The sequence below is a fragment of the Jannaschia pohangensis genome (genome assembly GCF_900113875.1).
Lineage (GTDB): Bacteria > Pseudomonadota > Alphaproteobacteria > Rhodobacterales > Rhodobacteraceae > Jannaschia > Jannaschia pohangensis.
The window spans coordinates 379,579-397,927 of the sequence record NZ_FORA01000002.1 but is presented as its reverse complement, the minus strand read 5'-3'; the positions used below and the strand labels follow the sequence as shown (position 1 = coordinate 397,927).

The 18,349-nt window shown below is 68.7% G+C and carries 22 protein-coding genes; 8 read left to right on the top strand and 14 right to left on the bottom strand.

The window, feature by feature from the left end; all coding sequences use genetic code 11:
- The first annotated feature begins 176 nt into the window (after positions 1-176).
- Positions 177-1,037 (top strand): 3-mercaptopyruvate sulfurtransferase, encoded by an 861-nt coding sequence (sseA, locus tag BM002_RS08960; RefSeq protein ID WP_092780530.1) that lies wholly within the window; start codon positions 177-179, stop codon positions 1,035-1,037.
- A 1-nt stretch (position 1,038) separates the two neighbouring features.
- Positions 1,039-2,223 carry an amino acid aminotransferase gene (locus BM002_RS08955; RefSeq protein ID WP_092779639.1) on the top strand — a complete coding sequence of 395 codons (1,185 nt, stop codon included), beginning with the start codon at positions 1,039-1,041 and terminating at the stop codon, positions 2,221-2,223.
- Here BM002_RS08955 and BM002_RS08950 read toward each other — a convergent pair.
- Complete coding sequence (locus BM002_RS08950) at positions 2,220-3,014, bottom strand: HTD2 family dehydratase (RefSeq protein WP_092779637.1); 795 nt, start codon at positions 3,012-3,014, stop codon at positions 2,220-2,222. The genes BM002_RS08955 and BM002_RS08950 overlap by 4 nt on opposite strands.
- Before the next feature lie 36 nt (positions 3,015-3,050).
- Between BM002_RS08950 and BM002_RS08945 the strand changes: the two genes are divergently transcribed.
- Together BM002_RS08945 and BM002_RS08940 are read left to right on the top strand one after the other, a co-directional pair.
- Positions 3,051-3,443, top strand: coding sequence for a VOC family protein (locus BM002_RS08945; RefSeq protein ID WP_092779635.1), 393 nt, complete (start codon positions 3,051-3,053; stop codon positions 3,441-3,443).
- Complete coding sequence (locus tag BM002_RS08940; protein ID WP_092779633.1) at positions 3,436-4,170, top strand: sulfite exporter TauE/SafE family protein; 735 nt, start codon at positions 3,436-3,438, stop codon at positions 4,168-4,170. The genes BM002_RS08945 and BM002_RS08940 overlap by 8 nt, the downstream gene beginning before the upstream one ends.
- On the opposite strand, the gene BM002_RS08935 is transcribed toward BM002_RS08940, so the two are convergent.
- Complete coding sequence (locus tag BM002_RS08935; RefSeq protein ID WP_092779631.1) at positions 4,154-4,681, bottom strand: NADPH-dependent FMN reductase; 528 nt, start codon at positions 4,679-4,681, stop codon at positions 4,154-4,156. The two genes, BM002_RS08940 and BM002_RS08935, sit on opposite strands and share 17 nt — an antisense overlap.
- 53 nt (positions 4,682-4,734) lie before the next feature.
- Between BM002_RS08935 and BM002_RS08930 the strand changes: the two genes are divergently transcribed.
- Together BM002_RS08930 and BM002_RS08925 are read left to right on the top strand one after the other, a co-directional pair.
- Positions 4,735-6,366, top strand: a complete 1,632-nt coding sequence (locus tag BM002_RS08930) for a thiamine pyrophosphate-binding protein (RefSeq protein WP_092779629.1) — start codon at positions 4,735-4,737, stop codon at positions 6,364-6,366.
- Positions 6,363-7,754, top strand: a complete 1,392-nt coding sequence (locus BM002_RS08925) for a pyridoxal phosphate-dependent decarboxylase family protein (RefSeq protein WP_092779627.1) — start codon at positions 6,363-6,365, stop codon at positions 7,752-7,754. Before BM002_RS08930 ends, BM002_RS08925 begins: the two co-directional genes overlap by 4 nt.
- A gap of 108 nt (positions 7,755-7,862) precedes the next feature.
- Here BM002_RS08925 and BM002_RS19640 read toward each other — a convergent pair whose 3' ends face one another.
- The 4 genes from BM002_RS19640 to lgt all read right to left on the bottom strand — a co-directional run bounded on the left by BM002_RS19640 (position 7,863) and on the right by lgt (position 10,776).
- Positions 7,863-7,991 carry a hypothetical protein gene (locus BM002_RS19640; protein ID WP_281243817.1) on the bottom strand — a complete coding sequence of 43 codons (129 nt, stop codon included), beginning with the start codon at positions 7,989-7,991 and terminating at the stop codon, positions 7,863-7,865.
- A 99-nt stretch (positions 7,992-8,090) separates the two neighbouring features.
- The gene (pgeF, locus tag BM002_RS08920) at positions 8,091-8,834 is read right to left on the bottom strand and encodes a peptidoglycan editing factor PgeF (RefSeq protein WP_092779625.1); all 744 of its coding nucleotides are present in this window, start codon (positions 8,832-8,834) and stop codon (positions 8,091-8,093) included.
- Positions 8,831-9,892: a class I SAM-dependent methyltransferase gene (locus BM002_RS08915; protein ID WP_092779623.1), complete on the bottom strand. Its 1,062-nt coding sequence runs from the start codon at positions 9,890-9,892 to the stop codon at positions 8,831-8,833. Before BM002_RS08915 ends, pgeF begins: the two co-directional genes overlap by 4 nt.
- Positions 9,889-10,776 (bottom strand): prolipoprotein diacylglyceryl transferase, encoded by an 888-nt coding sequence (gene lgt, locus BM002_RS08910; RefSeq protein WP_092779621.1) that lies wholly within the window; start codon positions 10,774-10,776, stop codon positions 9,889-9,891. Before lgt ends, BM002_RS08915 begins: the two co-directional genes overlap by 4 nt.
- Positions 10,777-10,871: 95 nt before the next feature.
- On the opposite strand from lgt, the gene BM002_RS08905 reads away from it, so the two are divergent.
- A complete protein-coding gene (locus BM002_RS08905) occupies positions 10,872-11,120 on the top strand; it encodes an accessory factor UbiK family protein (protein WP_092779619.1) in 249 nt (82 codons plus the stop codon).
- Between the two features lie 15 nt (positions 11,121-11,135).
- On the opposite strand, the gene BM002_RS08900 is transcribed toward BM002_RS08905, so the two are convergent.
- Genes BM002_RS08900 through BM002_RS08890 form a run of 3 tightly spaced genes read right to left on the bottom strand, consistent with a single transcriptional unit; the run spans position 11,136 to position 13,558 of the window.
- Positions 11,136-12,164, bottom strand: a complete 1,029-nt coding sequence (locus BM002_RS08900; RefSeq protein ID WP_092779617.1) for a threonine aldolase family protein — start codon at positions 12,162-12,164, stop codon at positions 11,136-11,138.
- Entirely contained in the window at positions 12,157-12,633 is a 477-nt protein-coding gene (locus tag BM002_RS08895) for a YcgN family cysteine cluster protein (RefSeq protein ID WP_092779615.1), read from the bottom strand. The genes BM002_RS08900 and BM002_RS08895 overlap by 8 nt, the downstream gene beginning before the upstream one ends.
- Complete coding sequence (locus tag BM002_RS08890; RefSeq protein ID WP_092779613.1) at positions 12,626-13,558, bottom strand: bifunctional riboflavin kinase/FAD synthetase; 933 nt, start codon at positions 13,556-13,558, stop codon at positions 12,626-12,628. The genes BM002_RS08895 and BM002_RS08890 overlap by 8 nt, the downstream gene beginning before the upstream one ends.
- 99 nt (positions 13,559-13,657) lie before the next feature.
- On the opposite strand from BM002_RS08890, the gene BM002_RS08885 reads away from it, so the two are divergent.
- Positions 13,658-14,467, top strand: coding sequence for a protein NO VEIN domain-containing protein (locus BM002_RS08885; protein WP_092779612.1), 810 nt, complete (start codon positions 13,658-13,660; stop codon positions 14,465-14,467).
- Between the two features lie 31 nt (positions 14,468-14,498).
- Here BM002_RS08885 and BM002_RS08880 read toward each other — a convergent pair whose 3' ends face one another.
- The 5 genes from BM002_RS08880 to BM002_RS08860 all read right to left on the bottom strand — a co-directional run bounded on the left by BM002_RS08880 (position 14,499) and on the right by BM002_RS08860 (position 18,328).
- Complete coding sequence (locus BM002_RS08880; protein WP_092779610.1) at positions 14,499-15,956, bottom strand: ABC transporter substrate-binding protein; 1,458 nt, start codon at positions 15,954-15,956, stop codon at positions 14,499-14,501.
- Positions 15,957-16,018: 62 nt separating this feature from the next.
- Positions 16,019-16,615 carry an SCO family protein gene (locus BM002_RS08875; protein WP_092779608.1) on the bottom strand — a complete coding sequence of 199 codons (597 nt, stop codon included), beginning with the start codon at positions 16,613-16,615 and terminating at the stop codon, positions 16,019-16,021.
- Positions 16,615-17,196, bottom strand: coding sequence for a hypothetical protein (locus BM002_RS08870; RefSeq protein WP_092779606.1), 582 nt, complete (start codon positions 17,194-17,196; stop codon positions 16,615-16,617). The genes BM002_RS08875 and BM002_RS08870 overlap by 1 nt, the downstream gene beginning before the upstream one ends.
- A complete protein-coding gene (locus BM002_RS08865) occupies positions 17,193-17,633 on the bottom strand; it encodes a hypothetical protein (RefSeq protein ID WP_092779604.1) in 441 nt (146 codons plus the stop codon). Before BM002_RS08865 ends, BM002_RS08870 begins: the two co-directional genes overlap by 4 nt.
- Before the next feature lie 56 nt (positions 17,634-17,689).
- Positions 17,690-18,328 carry an endonuclease III domain-containing protein gene (locus BM002_RS08860; RefSeq protein WP_092779602.1) on the bottom strand — a complete coding sequence of 213 codons (639 nt, stop codon included), beginning with the start codon at positions 18,326-18,328 and terminating at the stop codon, positions 17,690-17,692.
- Between the last annotated feature and the right edge of the window lie 21 nt (positions 18,329-18,349).

Below are 18,349 nucleotides of genomic sequence, written 5' to 3'. Positions count from 1 at the left end.
AATATGTCTTCGGGCGGCCTCCAAGGGTGTCCGCCCATGTGTGAACGCCGCCCTCTAATGCCCGATGCGGCACATGGCAAGCCCGATTTGCCGCCACGGGTCACCGCTGCGACGTTGCAACGCGCGCCGCGCGGGCGTAAGCCGCCTGCCGACGGACCCCCGATTGGATGACTGCGATGATCGACGACCCGACGACGCTTGTGTCGACCCAGTGGCTTGCGGCGCGGCTGACGTCGCCGGACCTGCGGATCATCGACGCCTCGTGGTACCTGCCGGACATGGGGCGGGATGCGCGGGCCGAGTATGAAGCGGGCCATATTCCGGGGGCGCGGTTCCTTGATATCGACGATGTGAGCGATGCCCGTTCGGAGTTGCCGCACATGGCGCCGCCGGCCGAGAAATTCATGTCCCGGATGCGCAAGATGGGCGTGGGCGACGGTCATACGGTGGTGATCTATGACGGCGCTGCGGGCGGCGTGTTCTCGGCGGCGCGGATCTGGTGGCTGTTCCGGCTGTTCGGCCAGAAGGCAGCGGTGCTGGACGGCGGGCTTGCCAAGTGGCGGGACGAGGGGCGGCGGATCGTGACCGACCTGCCGACCATCCGCGACCGGCACATGACGGTGACGCAGGCGCCGCACCTGATCCGCGACGTGACCGAAGTGGCGCAGACGACCAAGCTGGGCCAGACGCAGGTCGTCGACGCCCGGTCGGCCGCCCGGTTCCGGGGTGACGCCGCCGAGCCGCGCCCCGGCCTGCGGGCGGGTCACATCCCGGGATCGCGCAACGTGCCCTATGCGACGCTGTTCCGGCCCGATGGCACCATGAAGGACGGGGCCGATCTGGCGCAGGCCTTCATCGCCGCCGGGGTCGACCTGGACAAGCCGGTCATCACCACCTGCGGAAGCGGGGTGACGGCGGCGATCCTGAACCTGGGCCTTGCGCGTCTGGGCCACGGGGATCACGCATTGTATGACGGGTCATGGTCCGAATGGGGCATGTATCCCGACCTGAAAATCGAAACCGGAGAGGCCCGCTGACATGTTGAACGCCCTGACCCCGCAGGCCCCCGACAAGATCCTGGCGCTGATGGCCGCCTACCGCGAAGACCCGCGCGACAGCAAGATCGACCTCGGCGTCGGCGTCTACAAGGACGCGGGCGGCAACACGCCCGTGATGCGCGCCGTCAAGGCCGCCGAACGGCAACTGGTCGATACGCAGTCGACCAAGGTCTATACCGGCCTTGCGGGCGATCCGGCCTTTGCCGAGGCGCTGTCGACGCTGGTTCTGGGCCCGGCCCGGGCGGCGGATCGGCTGGCCTGCGTGGCGACGCCGGGCGGGACAGGGGCGATCCGGCAGGGTTTGGAGTTGGTGCGGATGGCGTCGCCCACGGCGCGGCTGTGGCTGTCGGACCCGACCTGGCCAAACCATCCGGCGATCGCGAAGTACCTGGGCGTGCCGGTGTCGGATTATCGCTATTTCGACGCAGGCACCGGTGGCGTGGATTTCGACGGGATGATGGCCGATCTGGCGGGCGTGGCGGTGGGCGATGTCGTCATGCTGCACGGCTGCTGCCACAACCCGACGGGGGCGAACCTGACGCTGGATCAATGGACGACGGTCGCGGACCTGCTGGCCGCGCGCGGGGCGGTGCCCTTCGTCGACATCGCCTATCAGGGGTTCGGGGACGGTCTCGAGGCGGATGCCGCCGGAATGCGCGCGTTGCTGACACGGGTGCCCGAGGCGCTGGTCGCCGCGTCGTGTTCCAAGAACTTCGGCATCTACCGCGAGCGGACGGGCCTGTTGATGGCCATCGCCGCCTCGCCCGCGCAACTGAAGGTCACCCAGGGCGCGATGTCCGCGCTCAACCGGCTGAACTTCAGCTTTCCGCCGGACCATGGCGCGCGTGTGGTGACGATGATCCTGACCGACGCGGAGCTGCGCGCCGATTGGGCCGGTGAGCTGGAGGAGGTGCGCCGGGGCATGCTGTCCCTGCGCGAGTCGCTGGCGACGGCGCTGCGCGACCGGGTCGGGTCGGACCGGTTCGGATTTCTGGCGGCGCACCGGGGCATGTTCTCGCTGCTTGGGGCCACGCCCGAGCAGGTGGAGGCGATGCGGCGCGACCACGGCATCTACATGGTGGGCGATTCGCGGATGAACATCGCGGGGCTGAACGCCGCGACGGTGCCGCTTCTGGCGGATGCCATCGTCGCCGCGGGCGTCTAGGTCGCGGGGCGCACGGTCGCGTCCATGCAGAGGCGCCCGTCACTGCCCCGCACGAAGGCCCGGTGCCCGGCAAGGCAGAAGGTGACCGTCTCGTCCGCGACAACGGGGGCCAGGGCACGATAGTCGAAGCCCGCCAGCGGCCCGAGATGCCGGGTGGCGAGGTCGATCAGCCCCTCGGCCAGGATCGGCCCGTGGACGACAAGGCCCGCGTGCCCCTCCACATCCCGGGCATAGGCCGCGTCATAGTGGATGCGGTGGCCGTTGAAGGTGACGGCGGAATAGCGAAACAGCGCCATCGCCCCGAAGCTGCGCGTCTCCTCGACGGGGGCACTGTCGGCTTGTGCGGGGACGGGACGCGGCGCGCCGGGCTGCGGGTCTTCGCGGTAGACCAGCGATTGGTCCTCGGTCAGGCACAGCCGGTCGCCCTGGGTGATCCGGTGATGCAGGGTGACGAGGCCCAGGGCACCGCTGCGTCCCGACTTGCGGGTGACGGGGCCGAGGGTGGTCAGGCGCGTCGCGGGCGTGCCCGTCACCAAGGACGCGTGCCATTCGAGCCGCCCGCCCGCCCACATCCGGCGCGGCAGCCCGAGGTCGGGAATGAGACCCGTGCCGGTGCGGAAATGACCGTCGCGGCCAAGGTGATCGGCGGGCTGAATGTCCCAGAAGTAGGCATGGTGCCAGAAGGGCGGCAGATCGCCCGACGGCGCGGCGCGGTTCAGGGCGGCGGCCATGGCGGCGGCACGGGCCGGGTCCATGACATCCTTGACGGTCTGGCTTGGCGCTTGCGACATGGGACCATCAAGGGGAACGCCGGGGGACTTGGCAAGATGCAGGTGACATCGCTCGATCATCTGGTTCTGACCGTGGCGGATGTGACGGCCACGGCGGAGTGGTATGCGGCGGTCCTGGGGATGGAAGCACAGGTCTTTCATCCGGCTGACGGGTCGCGGCGCGTGGCGCTGGCCTTCGGGCGACAGAAGATCAACCTCCACCAGGCCGGGGCGGAATGGGAGCCGAAGGCCGCGCGCCCGGGGCCGGGCACCGCCGATCTGTGCTTTCTGACCGAGGCGGCACTGAGCGACTGGCAGGTCCATCTGGCCGCCCGGGGCGTGGCGGTCGAGGCGGGCCCGGTGGCACGGACCGGGGCGCAGGGGCCCATCACCTCGATCTATCTGCGCGACCCGGATGGCAACCTGATCGAGGTTTCCAGGCTTGACTGACCTCTTGCCGACCGTGGCGGTCTGGCTGCCCTGTCTGCTGGCCGTGATCCTGGGCACGGCGATCCAGCGGCTGGCGGGGCAGGGGTTCGGAATGGTCGCGTCGCCGATGCTGGCGCTGGTCGCGCCCGCCTATCTGCCGGGGTCGGTCCTTCTGGTCGGCTTGCTGGTGGGGGCGGGATCGTTCCTCGCGGACCGTTCGGCGGTGGTGGGGCGCGATCTGCCGCCGGGGTTCGCGGGGCGTGCCCTGGGCGCAGTGCTCGCCGCCTGGGTTGCCACGCGGGTGGTCGGCACACCCGCCCTGCCGCTGGTGATCGGGGGCATCGTCTGGGTGGCGGTCCTGCTGTCGCTGGCGGGCCTGCGCCTGCCGATCCGGGACGGCACGCTGTTCGGGGCGGGCACGGTCGCGGGGATCATGGGCACCCTGACGGGGATCGGCGCGCCGCCGATGGCCATCCTCTATGCCAACACCGAGGCGCGGCGGTCGGCGGCGACCCAGAACGTCTTCTTCGCCTTCGGGATGGCGGTGTCGATTACGGCGCTGGCGGTCGCGGGGGTCATCGGGACGCGGCATGTGGTCTTTGCCGCGACGCTGGCCCCGGCGGTGCCGCTGACACTTTGGGCGGTGCGGCCCTTTGCGGCGCGGGTCGGACGCAGGTCGATCCGGCCCTGGGCCCTGGGGCTGGCCGCGACGGCGGCCTCCGTCCTGATCGTCAGGAGCCTGCTTTGACGCGCAGGTTGTCCATCAGTTGCTCCAGCATCTTGAGGTTGATCTCGTTGATGAGCCGACCGTCCCGGAACTGATCCTGCGCCTGTCCCACCAGAACCTCGGGCCCGGTCAGGACATCCGCCCCGAACGGCATCATCCAGAGGCGCAGGGCGAATTGCGCCCGCTCGCCCCCGGCGCGGCCGGCGGTGGCCGACATTAGGGCGACGGGCTTGTCCTTCCAGACGCCGCCGGGCACCCGGCTGACCCAGTCGAGCGCATTCTTGAAGACACCGGACGGGGCCTTGTTGTATTCCGGCGTCGCGATGATAACCGCCGATGCGCCCGCGATCTTGTCGGCCAAGGTGGTCACTTCGGTGGGAATGCCCTTCTCGGCCTCGAGGTCGCCATCATAGAGCGGCAGGCGCAGATCGCCTTCGGTCAGGCCGCCGAACATGCGGCCGGCCTCCTGCATCAGCTGGCGGTTGAAGGAGGCGGCGCGGAGCGATCCGCAGAGACCGAGAGCGGTGGACATTGACTGACCTTTCATATTCGACTGCCCGAGGGCGACAAGGGAGGTGTAGCGCGATGCGGCACGGCGGCCAGATTTTGACCGATCAACTGCATCTTCAGGGGGTTCGCCGGGTGTTCTCGGTCCCCGGAGAGAGCTTCCTTGCCGCGCTGGATGGTCTGTACGACAGCGGCATTCGCAACATCGTCTGTCGGCAGGAGGGCGGGGCGGCGATGATGGCCGAGGCGACCGCCAAGCTGACCGGAGAGCCGGGAGTCGTTTTTGTCACCCGCGGTCCGGGGGCCACGAACGCGAGCGCCGGGCTGCACATCGCCATGCAGGATTCGACGCCGCTGGTCTGTTTCGTGGGTCAGATCGCGCGCGGACATCGGGACCGGGAGGCGTTTCAGGAGGTCGATTACCGCGCCCTGTTCGGCGGCCTCGTGAAATGGGTGGCCGAGGTGGACCAGACCGAGCGGCTGCCCGAATATATCGCGCGGGCGTTTTCCGTGGCCCGGTCCGGGCGGCCGGGTCCGGTGGTGCTGGCCCTGCCCGAAGACATGCTGTCGGCGATGGCCGATGTGCCCAACCGGCCCGCCGTGGTCGTGCCGACGCCTGCCGTTCCCGATCTGGAGGATTTGGTGGAGCGTCTGCGGGCGGCCAAGCGCCCCCTGGTGGTCGTGGGCGGGTCGCAGTGGTCGCCTGCGGCGGGGGATTGCCTGCAGGATTGGGCGGAGCGCCATGGCCTGCCGGTGGCGGTCGCGTTCCGGCGGCAGGACCGGATCGACAACCGGTCGGCCAGCTATGTGGGCGACCTGAACGTCGGCCCGAACCCCAGGCTGATGGCGCGGCTGAAAGAGGCCGACCTGATCCTGGCGCTTGGCACCCGGCTCGGGGATATCGCCACCGGCGGCTACGAGGTGCTGGACCCGGTCCGGGACCGGCCCGCGATCATCCATGTGCATCCCGGTGCCGACGAGTTGAACCGGGTCTGGACGGCGGTCGACCCCATCGTGGCGCGCGCGCCCGACGTGGCGATGGCGCTCTTCGCCCGCGATGATGATCTGCCCGGCTGGCACGCGCAGCAGGCAGAGGCGCGGGCCGAATACGAGGCCTGGATTACCCCGAAGCCGACGCCGGGCGCGGTGAAGCTGGAGCAGGTGATCGCCCATCTGGACCGGGTGCTGCCCGAGGATGCGATCCTGACCAATGGGGCGGGCAATTACGCGGCCTTCCTGCACCGCTACTATCGCTGGAAACGGTTCGGCACACAGCTGGCGCCCACCTCCGGCTCCATGGGCTACGGCTTTCCGGCGGCGGTGGCGGCGTCGATCCATGCGCCGGGACGGGCGGTGATCTGCCTTGCGGGCGACGGGTGCTTCCAGATGACCTGCAACGAGATGTCGACGGCGATCCAGCACGGCGCGACCCCGGTGGTCATCGTCGCCAACAATGGCCGCTATGGAACGATCCGGATGCATCAGGAGCGGCATTATCCGGGCCGCGTGTCGGGCACCGAACTGGTCAATCCGGATTTTGCGGCCCTGGCGCGGGCCTATGGCGGGCAGGGGTGGGTCGTCGAGACGCAGGCGAATTTCGCCCCCGCGCTTGAGGCCGCACTGGCCTGTGGCACGCTCGCGGTGATCGAGTTGAAACTGGACCCCGACATGCTGTCGACGGGCACATCCCTTTCGGAGATGCGGACATGACCGAAGGCCATCGCCTCGACCCCTCGGACTGGGACGCCTTCGCCGCCGATCTGCACCGCACGGCAGAGGCCTGCGTGGACCGTCTGCGCGCGGCGCGCGACCTGCCGTGGCAGGAACCGCCCGCCGATATGGCCGCCCGTGTCGCGATTCGCGACGCGGCCGATCCGGGCGTTCTGGACCGCATCCTGCGCGACGTGATGCCCTATGCCACGGGCAACACCCACCCGCGCTTCTGGGGCTGGGTTCACGGCACGGGCACGGCGACGGGTGTCGCCGCCGAGATGATCGCCGCGACGATGAACGCCAACCTTGGCGGGCGCGATCAGGGCGGGGCCTATGTGGAGCGGGCGGTCCTTGACTGGCTGCGCGGGGTGGCCGGTTGGCCCGAGGGGTCCGGCCTGATGACGTCGGGCACGTCGCAGGCGACGATCCTGGCGCTGTCTTGTGCGCGGATGCGGGCCTTGCCGCAGGTGCGCCAGAGCGGGATCGGCGGCCTGCCCCCAATGCGGGTCTATATCGCGATGGGCGGGCATTCCTGCGTCAAGAAGGCGCTGGAGGTCATGGGCCACGGGGCCGATGCCATCGTGCAGGTCGCGGCCCCGGGCGGGCGCATGGACCTTGATGCCTTGCGGGCGGCGATTGCGGCGGACCGGGCCGCGGGGCGGCATCCGCTGGCCGTGGTCGGAACGGCGGGATCGGTTAACCTGGGCACCTATGACGACCTGGCGGGTGTGGCCGATGTCGCCCGGGCCGAGGGTCTCTGGTTCCACGCCGACGCCGCCTTCGGGTTCTGGACGCGGCTGGCCGATGCGCCGTGGCGCGACCTGTCCGCCGGGATCGAGCGGGCCGACAGCATCGCGATGGATTTTCACAAATGGATGGCGGTGCCTTATTCGGCGGGCGCGGTCCTGATCCGGGACGAGGCGCTGCATCTGGCGACCTTCCGGGAGCGGCCCGAATACCTGGCCGCCGGCGGTGCGGGGCTTGCGGGCGGCGACTGGTGGGCGACGGATTACGGGCTAGAGCTGTCGCGCGGATTTTCGGCGCTCAAGGTCTGGGCGACGGTGCAGGGTCTGGGCGTCGCGGCCCTGGGCGCGCAGATCACCGACAATTGCCGACAGGCCGCGCGGATGGGGGAGATGGCCGAGGCCTCGGACCTGCTGGATCTGGCGGCGCCGGTGGTGTCGAACCTCTGCGTGATCCGACCCCGGCGCGGCGATGCGGCGGCGCTGGCGGCGCAATTGCAGATCTCCGGAGAGGCGGTGTTCTCGACGACGATGGTCGCGGGGCAAAGCTGCCTGCGGGCGGCGATCGTGAACCACCGCACGACAATGGCAGACGTTACGGCATCGATCCACGCGCTGGAAGCGGCAGTGGCGGCGGTCTGAAGTCGGGATTTCGCCGGACGCGGCCCCATTGGCAGACTAGGCCGCGTCCGGTCTCGGCCGGATCCCGCGATTCCAAGGGTCCGGCCTGTGGGAATGTCGTTTGGGGCGTCAGGCCTTGGCGCGCAGGGGCAACGGCTCGGGTGCCGGTTGCGGCGCGGGCTTGCGCGACCACGGCATGCGGATATCAGCCTCGCGGGCGGCTTCGATAGTCCGATCCATCCAGATTTTGCGGGACATGGCCTGCTCCTCGATCAGCCGAATTAACTGAGATCAAGGTCGCAGGCGGGCGCGGCAGCACGGCGACCCGACGGGGGTCTTTCGGCGGCACGATTGTGTCTAAAGTCGGATGGCGGCGATCAGGCGGCCATAGTCGGCCTCGCCCCGGTGGGTGGTCCGCCGATAGGAATAAAAGCGCTGTTCGTCCGAAAAGGTGCAATGGCCGGTCCATTCGGCCAGCACGTCGCGGCTGCGCAGGCGGGACAGGCCATAACCCGGTAGATCGAACAGCATCCGGTCGCCGTTGCCATTGGCGAAGAAGCGCGCGGTGGCGGGGTCTTCGTCGATGAAGCTTTCCATGAACTCGGGGCCGACTTCGTAGGCGCGCTGACTGATGGAGGGGCCGATGACGGCGCGGATGCTGCCGGGGGTGGCCCCGAGCGCTTCCATCGCGTCGACCGTCGCCTCGAGAACGCCGGCCCGCGCGCCGCGCCAGCCCGCATGGGCCGCGCCGATGACGCCATCGGGCGAATGGAACAGGACCGGCTGGCAATCGGCGGTCAGGATGGTCAGGCATTCGCCGGGCGTCGCGGTCACCATGGCGTCGGCGCGCGGCGTCGGCGTGGGCAGGGGGCCGGTCACCGTGACCACGTCGGGGGAATGCACCTGATGAACGGCGCGCAGCGGGCCGTCCATCGCCTGCGATACGCGGGCGCGGTTCATCTCGACCGCTTCGGCCTGATCCGAGGATCCGGTGCCGCAGTTCAGCCCCTCGAAAATGCCGGACGACGCGCCACCCCTGCGCGTGAAGAAGCCGTGGCGGACGTCGGCCAGCAGGTCGGTTGTGATGATCTCCAGCGTCATGCAGCGAACCCCGGCGGCATGGCCGCGCCCGGAGGGACGAGCGCCAGTGCCTTGAACAGGTCACCCATCTCGGCCGGGTGCGTCAAGCGTCGATGCGCCGCGACATGGGTGTCGAGTGCCGGGCCAGTGAGGCCGCGCGCCAGGGCCTGCGCGCGCGCGGTGATGCCCAGACGTTCCAGCAGCAGGCCCTGGGTCACCATGGGCGAGGCCTCGCAGGGCGGGGCGGCAGCGGCAATCGCGGCGAAATCGACGTGGGCGGTCAGGTCGGCCTGACCGGGATGGGCCAGCGGATCGTCGAACGCGTGGTCGCGCAGCGCCTGAAGCGTGTCGCCCCGGCTGTCCCAATGGCCGTAGTCGACGAAGATCGCGGCCCCGCCCCGGGCGACGCGCGCGGCCACGGCGCCCACCACGGCGGGCAGGGCGGGGCAGCGTTCGACCATGGTGCCGGGCTGTACGCTGTGGGGGTCCAGTTCCGGCACCGGCATCGGAGGGGAGAGGGCGAAGGTCAGCGCTTCGTCCGCCGCGCTCACCAACCGTTCGTGCCAGCCGGTCACTGCGCGGACGTATTGGCGGATCGGCAGGGCGTCGAGAAATTCATTGGCCACAAGGAAGAGCGGCAGGTCGTCGGGCAGGTCGTCGACGCCGGCGTGCCAGATCGGGGTGTGACCGGCGAGTGTCCGGGCCTGAACGTCGCGCAGGGTCGGCGAGGCCTCGACCAGGTGGACCCGTGCGGCGGCGGTGAAGCCCGGGACGGCGCGGCCCACCCGCAGGATGTCGGCCATCAGCGTTCCGCGCCCCGGTCCAAGCTCGGCCAGGGCAAAGCGCGCGGGTGATCCCTGATCCTGCCAGGTCTGGGCCAGACACAGGCCGAGCATTTCGCCGAACATCTGGCTGATCTCGGGGGCGGTGGTGAAGTCGCCCGCCGCGCCGAAAGGATCGCGCGTGGTGTAATAGCCCATCGTCGGATGCAGCAGGCAGTCGGCCATGTAGTCGGCCACCGTCATCGGCCCCGTGGTGCGGATGCGGTGCAGCAGGTGGTCGCGCAGCGCGCCGGTCATGCCTTGCGCAGGCGCAGCGCCAGGAAGATCACGATCAGACCCGCGGCCACCATCGGCAGCGACAGAAGCTGCCCCATGGTCAGGCCGAAGTCCGCGCCGCCGATCACATGGCCGAGCGGATTTTCGGGGGTTATGTATTGCGCATCGGCCTGACGGAAGTATTCCACGAAGGTCCGCGCCGCGCCGTAGCCCAGAAGAAACAGTCCGAAGACAAGGCCCGGCACCCGAAGCCCGCCGCGCAGGGCGACGACCCAGAGCAGGACCAGAAGGACCGCGCCTTCGAGGATCGCCTCGTAGAGCTGGCTCGGGTGGCGGGCGCAGAACTCGCCCACGTTGGCGCAGGCCTGCGCGGCATTGCCCGGAAAGATCACGGCCCAGGGCGCGTCCGACGGGCGGCCCCAGAGTTCGGCGTTGATGAAGTTCGCCACCCGGCCCAGACCGAGGCCGAGGGGCGTGCAGAGAGCCGCGATGTCCACGATGGCGAGGGGCGCAATGCCGTGACGCCAGGCAAAGATCAGCACGGCCAGCCCGGTGCCGATCATCCCGCCGTGGAAGGACATGCCGCCCTGCCAGAGCATCAGCGCCTCGAGCGGGTTCTGAAGGTAGTAGGCCGGTTGATAGAACACCACATAGCCAAGCCGCCCGCCCAGGACGATGCCAAGGGTGACCCAGGTCATCACATCCTCGACCTGGGTGCGGGTCATCGGCGTGACGCCCGCAGGCCAGAGCGCCGACCGCGTCACCAGCCAGCGCGCCATGAGCCAGCCCCCGAGGATTCCCAGGATATAGGCGGCGGCGTACCATTTCGGCGCGATCTCGAACCCGCCAAGCGACAGGCGGAAGATGTCGGGCGAGATGTCGGGAAAGGGGAGAGCGAACAACATCCGCCTGCAATGCCCGGCCCCCGCGACACGGTCAATCCTTGAGACTCGGACGACTTGGCCCCATATCGGTTGGGAACAGCCCGGAGGCCCGAAAAATGCAGACCCGTAACCGTATCATGGACGACATCGGCCAATTGATGACCAACGCAATGGGCGTGGCCCAGGGCGCCAAGGCCGAAGCCGAGACGGCGATGAAGTCGATGCTGGACCGCTGGATGGCGGACCGCGATTTCGTCACCCGCGAGGAGTTCGACGCCGTGCGCGCCATGGCCCAGAAGGCCCGCGAGGAGAATGACGCCCTGAAGGCCCGTCTCGACGCGATGGAGCGCAAGAAAAAGGCCTGAGGTCGGTCTGGCGGGTCAGCCCGCCAGCAATTCCAGCAGGCGGTCCACCTCGGCATCTGTCTTGGTGAAGTCGCAGACCAGGCGGCAGAGCGGCGCATCCGTATCGTCCATGACGTAGTATTGCGCCTCTTTCTGCGCGCGGTCATGGGCTGCGCGCGGCAGACGGCAGAAGATCATGTTCGCCTGCGGCTCCCATGCCATCACCGCGCCGATGTCGCGCAGGCCAGCGGCCAGACGCTGACCGGCGGCATTGGCGGCGCAGGCGTTCGTCAGCCACAGATCGTCGGTCAGATAGGCCAGCATCTGCGCCGACAGGAAGCGGTGCTTGGACCACAGATGGCCGGCCCGCTTGCGCCGCAGGTGCAGTTCACGGGCATGGGCAGGGTCACGCATCACGACGGCCTCGACCCCCATGCAGCCGTTCTTGGTGCCGCCGAAGCTGACCATGTCGAAGCCCCGCACCATGTCTGCAGCCGAGCAGCCGAGTGCGGCGCAGGCATTGGCGAAGCGCGCGCCGTCCAGATGGGTGGCGATGCCCGCGTCCCGGGCGAGGGTCGTCAGCGCCGCCAACTCCTCAAGCGAATAGAGCGTCCCGGCCTCGGTCACGTTCGTCAGGCTCAGCGCTCCCTTCTGGACGTTGTGGACCGACCCGCCGGTCCCGGCGATCTTGCGGGCCAGCGCCTTGGGGTCGATACGCCCGTTGTCGCCCGCCACATGCACCAGCTTGGCCCCGGCGGTGTAGAACTCGGGCGCGCCGCATTCGTCCTCGTCGATATGGGCGATCGGGTGGCAGAGGATGCTCTGCCAGGGGTGCACAATCCCCGCCAGCGCCAGCGCATTGGCCGCCGTGCCGACGGTGACCAGCACCACCTCGGCCTCGGGCCAGTCGAAGAGGGCGCGCAGGCGGTCGGTCACCTGCGGCATCCAGGGGTCGTTGCCATAGGGCATCGCGCCCCCGGAATTGGCGGCGACCATGGCTTCCATCACCGGGCGAGCGACCGGGCCGGTGTTGTCGGAGGCGAAGTTGAGGTTGAGTTCAGGCATTTCCCAAAGGCTCCTCGACGAGAAAGTTTTCCCAGTCGTCTTCGTGGATCAACGTCTCGCTCACCGTCTCATCCATGAGCGAGGCGCCGGCCTTGTGGGGGCTGTCCGGGTCACCGGTCAGCAGGGGGTGCCAATGGGGCAGGCTGCGCCCCTCGTGCAGGCGGCGATAGGCGCAGGTTTCGGGCATGAAATAGGCGGCTGCGGGCAGGCTCTCGGGGGTCAGGACCACGCATTCGGGCACATGGGACAGCCGGCTTTCATAGTTGGAACAGCGGCAGGTGCTGTCGTCGAACAGGCGGCAGGCGACGCGGGTCAGGATGACTTCGCCGGTCTCGTCGTCCTCCAGCTTGTTGAGGCAGCATTTGCCGCAGCCGTCGCAGAGCGCTTCCCATTCGGGGGTCGAAAGATCGCCCAAGGGCCGGGTCCAGAACGCGGGGCGCAGGCCGCTGCGGTCGATGGGGTCAGCCATGGGCAACCTCGCCGCGCAGGATGGCGCGGGCGCGGGCGCTGTCGTCGTCCATCTGGGCGATGAGGCCGGGCAGGCCGTCGAAGGTCATTTCGGGGCGCAGGAATTCCACCAGCGCAGTGGATATCGGTGTGCCGTAGAGGTCGCCCGTGAAGTCGAAGAGGAAGGTTTCGAGGTTGGGGGTATTCTCCCCGAACATCGGGCGCACCCCCAGGGACGCGACGCCGTGATAGGTGCCGGCGTGCGGCCCCGACAGAACGTCGACGAAGACGGCATAGACGCCCAGACGCGGTAGGTGCAGGCCGTCGACCGACTGGTTCGCGGTCGGATAGCCCAGGTCGCGCCCGCGCTTTTCGCCGTGGAGGACGGGGCCTTCGATCCGGTGCCAATGGCCCAGCATGGCCCGCGCGTCGCCGGGGCGGCCTTCGGTCAAGGCGGTGCGGATCGCGGTGGAGGAGACGGGTTCGGACCCGCCCAGAAGGTCGGCGGTCGAGACGTCGAACCCGAGGCGTGCGCCGCCGTCGCGCAGGGTGGCCACGTCCCCCGCCCGGCCCTTGCCGAAGCGGAAATCGGCCCCGGTCACCACATGCGACAGGCCCAGGCCGCCGGCCAGCACATCGGCCATGAAGGCCTCGGCGGTGAGCGGCATGATCCGGTCGAACGGCAGTTCGAACAAAAGGTCCACGCCCAGTTTCGCCAGCCGGTTGGCCCGCGCCTCGGGGGAGGTCAGGCGGAAGGGCGGGGCGTCCGGGGCAAAGACCTCGCGCGGGTGCGGCTCGAATGTGACGACGGCGAGGGGCACCCCGTCGCGGCGCGCGCGGTCGAGGACGTGCTGGTGCCCCAGGTGGACGCCGTCGAAGTTCCCGACTGCCGCCGAGGCTCCCCGCGCGTCCGCTGGAATATGGCGATGATCCCGGAAAATCCGCATGCCTTCGGCTAGCTTGCAGGGCAGGCGGGCGCAAGACGCGACGGGCCGTCACATGTCGGGCCACCTGGTCCCGGCGTTCGGGCTGTGCCATCAACGGCCATGGCCGGTGATCCCTGGAGCGATGCAGAGAACGACGCGACCGTGGCCGCGTATTTCGCACTGCGGGCCGATGGCGATTTGGTGAAGTCGGCCGTCTATCGCGACGTGGCACGGCAGATTTCCCGCAGTGCCAAGGCCGTCGAGTTCAAGTTTCAGAACGTGTCTTCGGTTCTTGATACCATCGGGATGGATTGGGTTGGTGGCCTTCCCCCCAGACACAACATCCAGCTGTCGCTGGCCGATGCCGTGGGGCGCTATCTGGCGCAATTCTCGGAGGTGCCGCTGCATCAACCGACTGGCGGGATGGCGGAAGCGGGCGGTTTCTTCATCGCGCCCGCCCCGCACCGGCGGAACGCGCCGCCCTCGGTCGAGGATGCCAAGCGGCTGGAGGTGTCGATCCGTCTGGGCATGGCCGACCGCGACGCCGCCAATCGCGCCCTTGGGCAGGCCGGGGAGGCCGCCGTGGTGGCCCATGAACGCGCGGCCCTGACCGACCGGGGGCGGCCCGACCTGGCCGCGCGGGTCGAATGGACCGCGCGCGACCAAGGCGATGGCGCGGGCTATGACGTGCGCAGTTTCGAGGTCGATGGCCGCGACCGCCTGATCGAGGTCAAGACGACGAACGGATGGGAGCGGACGCCGTTTCACATCACCCGAAACGAATTGGCCGTGGCCGAGGACAACCGCGACACCTGGCATCTGGTTCGGTTGTGGAACTTCCGGCGCGGGGTCCGGGCCTATGCGCTGCGCCCGCCTCTGGAGGCGCATGTGGCCCTGACGGCGACGGATTTCCGCGCCGATCTGCATTGAAAAAGGGGGGCGCTTCCGCCCCCCGCTGCGATCACTGGGTCCAGCTGACGCCGGTCAGGTCGTTCGCCTGCGTCGGCGCGTTTTCCCACAGGCCCGCGATGTTCGCATTTGCGACGCCGGTCTTGGCCAGCTGGAACAGGTAGGCGTTGACGAAATCGTCCGAGATCTTTTTCTGCGCGTCCTTCAGAAGGGCGCTGCGCTCGGCCCCGTCGGTCGTCGTCCCGATTTTCTCCATCAGCGCCTGGAAGTCGGCGTTGTCGTACTGGAAGTAGTAATCGGGCCGGGCATAGATGTTGATGTCGGCGGGTTCGGTGTGGCTCACGATGGTCAGGTCGAAATCCTTGCCCTTGAACACCTGCTCCAGCCATTGGGCCCATTCGAGGTTGGTGATCTCGGTCTCGATCCCTACTTCGCGCAACTGGCTGGCGATGATCTCGCCGCCGCGACGGGCGTAGGCCGGGGGCGGCAGCATGAGGCGCAGGGTCGGCACCTCGCCGATTTCGGCAACCAGGGCGCGGGCCCGGTCGGGGTCATAGGCCGCGGCATCGGTCAGGTCGACGTAATCGGGGTTGTGCGGCGCGAAATGCGAGCCGATGGGCGTGCCGAAGCCGAACATCGCGCCGTCGATGATGGCCTGCCGGTCGATCGCAAAGCTGATCGCCTGGCGCAGCCGGATGTCCGACAGGGTGGCGTTGTTCATGCCCAGGATCGTCTCGCCCTCGGTGGAGCCGACGATGACCGAAAAGCGCGGATCGGCCTCGAAACTGGCCAGGGTTTCGGGGGCGGGAAAGTTCGGGAAGGCGTCGATGTCGCCCGCCATCATCGCCGCGAAGGCCGCGTTCGGGTCCGAGATGAACTTGAACGTCGCTGTCTCGAGCGCCGGGGCCGGACCCCAATAGGACGGGTTGCGGGTCAGCTCCACCCGGTCGCCCTGCACCCAGTCGGTGAAGGTGAAGGGGCCGGTGCCGACGGGGTTGGTTGCATTCGTCTCGGCGGATTCGGGCGCGACGATCACGGCATCGCCCCAGGCCAGGTTGAAGCCAAGGTTCCCGTTCGGGGCCGACAGGGTGATGGTCACAGTGCCCGGGTCAGTCGCCTCGACGCTTTCGATGCCGGCGAACAGGGCCTTTTGCGCATTGGTCGAGTCTTCGGCGCGTGCGCGGTCGAGCGAGAAGACCACGTCTTCGGCATCCATCGTCGTGCCGTCGTGGAAGGTCACGCCGTCGCGCAGGGTGAAGGTCCAGACCGTGCCGTCTTCGGACACCTGCCAGGCGGAGGCGAGGGCCGGAAGCACCGCGCCATCGGGGCCGAAGCGGGTCAGCCCTTCGAAGACGTTGGCATAGACCACCTCGTCGATGGCGGCGGCGGCGCCCCCGGTCGGGTCGAGGTTGGGCGGCTCGAGCTGCATGCCGATGGTGATGTCTGTCTGCTGCGCCATGGCGGCGGCAGTGGTCAGCGCCAGAATGGCGGCGGCGGATCGGATGAACATGGGGGCTCCCTCCCGGTTGTCTGGCGACAGCTTAGGCAGCAGAGCGGCGCGTATTCAAGAGATCAACCGGCGGCATAGCCCGCGACGATCTCCACCATCCGTTCGGTCGACAGGACCGGGGGCAGCAGGGTGAGAAAGCCGCCCCGCGCATCCATGACGTAGATATGGGAGCCGTGGGCATAGATCGTCTGGCCGAGCGGGTCGACGAAAAGGGGCTCGGCCTCTACATGGAACAGGGCGCGGGTGGCGGCCAGATCGTCGGCGCTACCGGTGAGGCCCAGAAGGCCCGGGGCGTGCGCGGCAAGGGCCGGGCCCATGGAGTCGACGGTATCGACCTCCGGGTCGACGGTGATGACGATTGGGGTAACCCCGATGCCCTGTGCCGCAAGATCGGCGGCCATCTCCGACATGATCGGCAGCGCCACGGTGCAGATCGCCTCGCAGGTGGCATAGCCGAAGAACACCAGTTGCAGGTTGCCGTCGGGGTCCGCTTCGGTCCGGGTGCGACCGTGATGATCGGTCAGACGGTAGGCCCCGCCGAAGTTCGTCGGAAAGAGCGAGTCGGGCAGGGCCGCGTTCAGTGTCGGTTTCGGGGCCTCCCCGGCGGAGAGGGGTGCGCTGGCCAGGATGGCGGCCAGAACGGCCCAGGCCAGGCGCATCAGAACCAATCCGCGATGAAGGGGCCGTCCACTTCGAGGCCCAGACCCAGATAGCCCTCGGCCTCGATCTCCGAGCGGATTCGGGGGTCGCGGCGGAACCAGGGACCCTTGGCCTCGCCGTCGGGACGCAGGGCGTTCGGGTTCGCCTCGGCCCAGTCCTTCGTCCATTGGTCCGCGTTGCGCCAATCCCCGCCCTCGGGCTTGAGCCGCTGGACGAGGTAGACATTCACCGCCCCGATGTCCGGGTCGTTGAGCATCAGGCCGTCGACCTCGATCACCTGCTGGCAGAACGGGGCAAGTTCGTTCACCGCGCCGGTAAAGGCCGGTTGCTTGTTCTTGAGCGGGAAGATCATCGCATCATCCGCCTCGCGAATCAGGACGAGCTGTCGGCTGCCTGCGCCGCAATCGGCGGCGCAATCGCCCGTCAATTCGCACAGCGGATCGGTGACGCGGGCGGTGAAGCGGGCGGGCTCCTCGGCATAGAGGTTCCATGTCTTCGCCTCGGATCCGGCGGCGAAATCCTGCGCTTGAGCGGCAATCGGGGCGGCCAGAAGGGCCGCAAGAAACAGGGGGCGGATCATCGGGCGGCTTCGTCTTCGGGAATGGCGAAACCGGGGATCACGCCGAAATCCTCGTGGGTTGCGTTGATGATGTCCTGATCGGCGGTCACCGTCTCGACCACGATGTAATTGAGCCCGTCGCGGCGATAGAGCATCCCGTCGACGTCGAGGGTGTGGGACGCCACGTGCAGATTGGTGTCGCCGCCGTTGGTCGTGGCGTCGCCCGCCATCTTGAGCACCATATAGACCTGACCGTCGGGGGCCAGAAGGCCGACCGGGATGCCGCCCGCCGAACACCAGAGCGCGCAGGTGTGATGGGCCGAACCCACCACGGAATCAGGCCCGCCCATGACGCCCGAGAAATAGCACCAGGTGTCGATGACTTCGCCGGTCAGCTGCACACGTTCCTGCGCAGAGAGGGGCTGGGCCAGCAGTAGCAGGGGGATCAGAAATCGCATCGGTGGCTCCCTTTTGATCAAGGGAAGTGTGGGCCGACCATGCCCCGCAGATCAACTCACGTTTTCGTTCGCCCCTCGCAGAGGTCGGCGAGAATGCAGGTGTCGCAGCGCGGCGCGCGGCTTTTGCAGACCTGTTTTCCATGCGCGAGGATCAGGACGTGACCCCTGCGACGGAAGGCATCGGGGATGCGGATATCGAGGGATTTGGCGGTCTGCTCCTCGGTCTTTCCGGACGCGAGGCCGGTGCGGTTGCAAACCCGGTGCACATGGGTATCGACGGCGACCACGGCCTCGCCGAAGGTGAAGCTGAGCACGATGTCGGCGCATTTGCGGCCCACGCCGGGCAGGGACATCAGGCCCGCGCGGGTGCGGGGCACCGTGCCGCCGTGATCGTCGATCAGGGCGCGGCACATCCGGCGCAGGTTCCGGGTCTTTACGTTGTAGAGGCCGCAGGGGCGGATCGCGGTGGCGATCTGGTCTTCGGACAGCGCCAGGATCCCCTCGGGCGTGGCGGCCAGGGCAAAGAGTGCTCGGCTGGCGGCGGCGGTGTTGCGATCGAGGCTCTGGGCCGAGAGCATGCAGGACACCACCGACCGGAACGGATCGCCGCCGCCCTTGGAGTCGGGCGCACGGGCGTCGGGAAAGGCGGCCCCGAGGCGGGACATGAGATCAAGGCATTGAGCATCGGTCAGCATGCGGGCGAACCTAGGGCGACA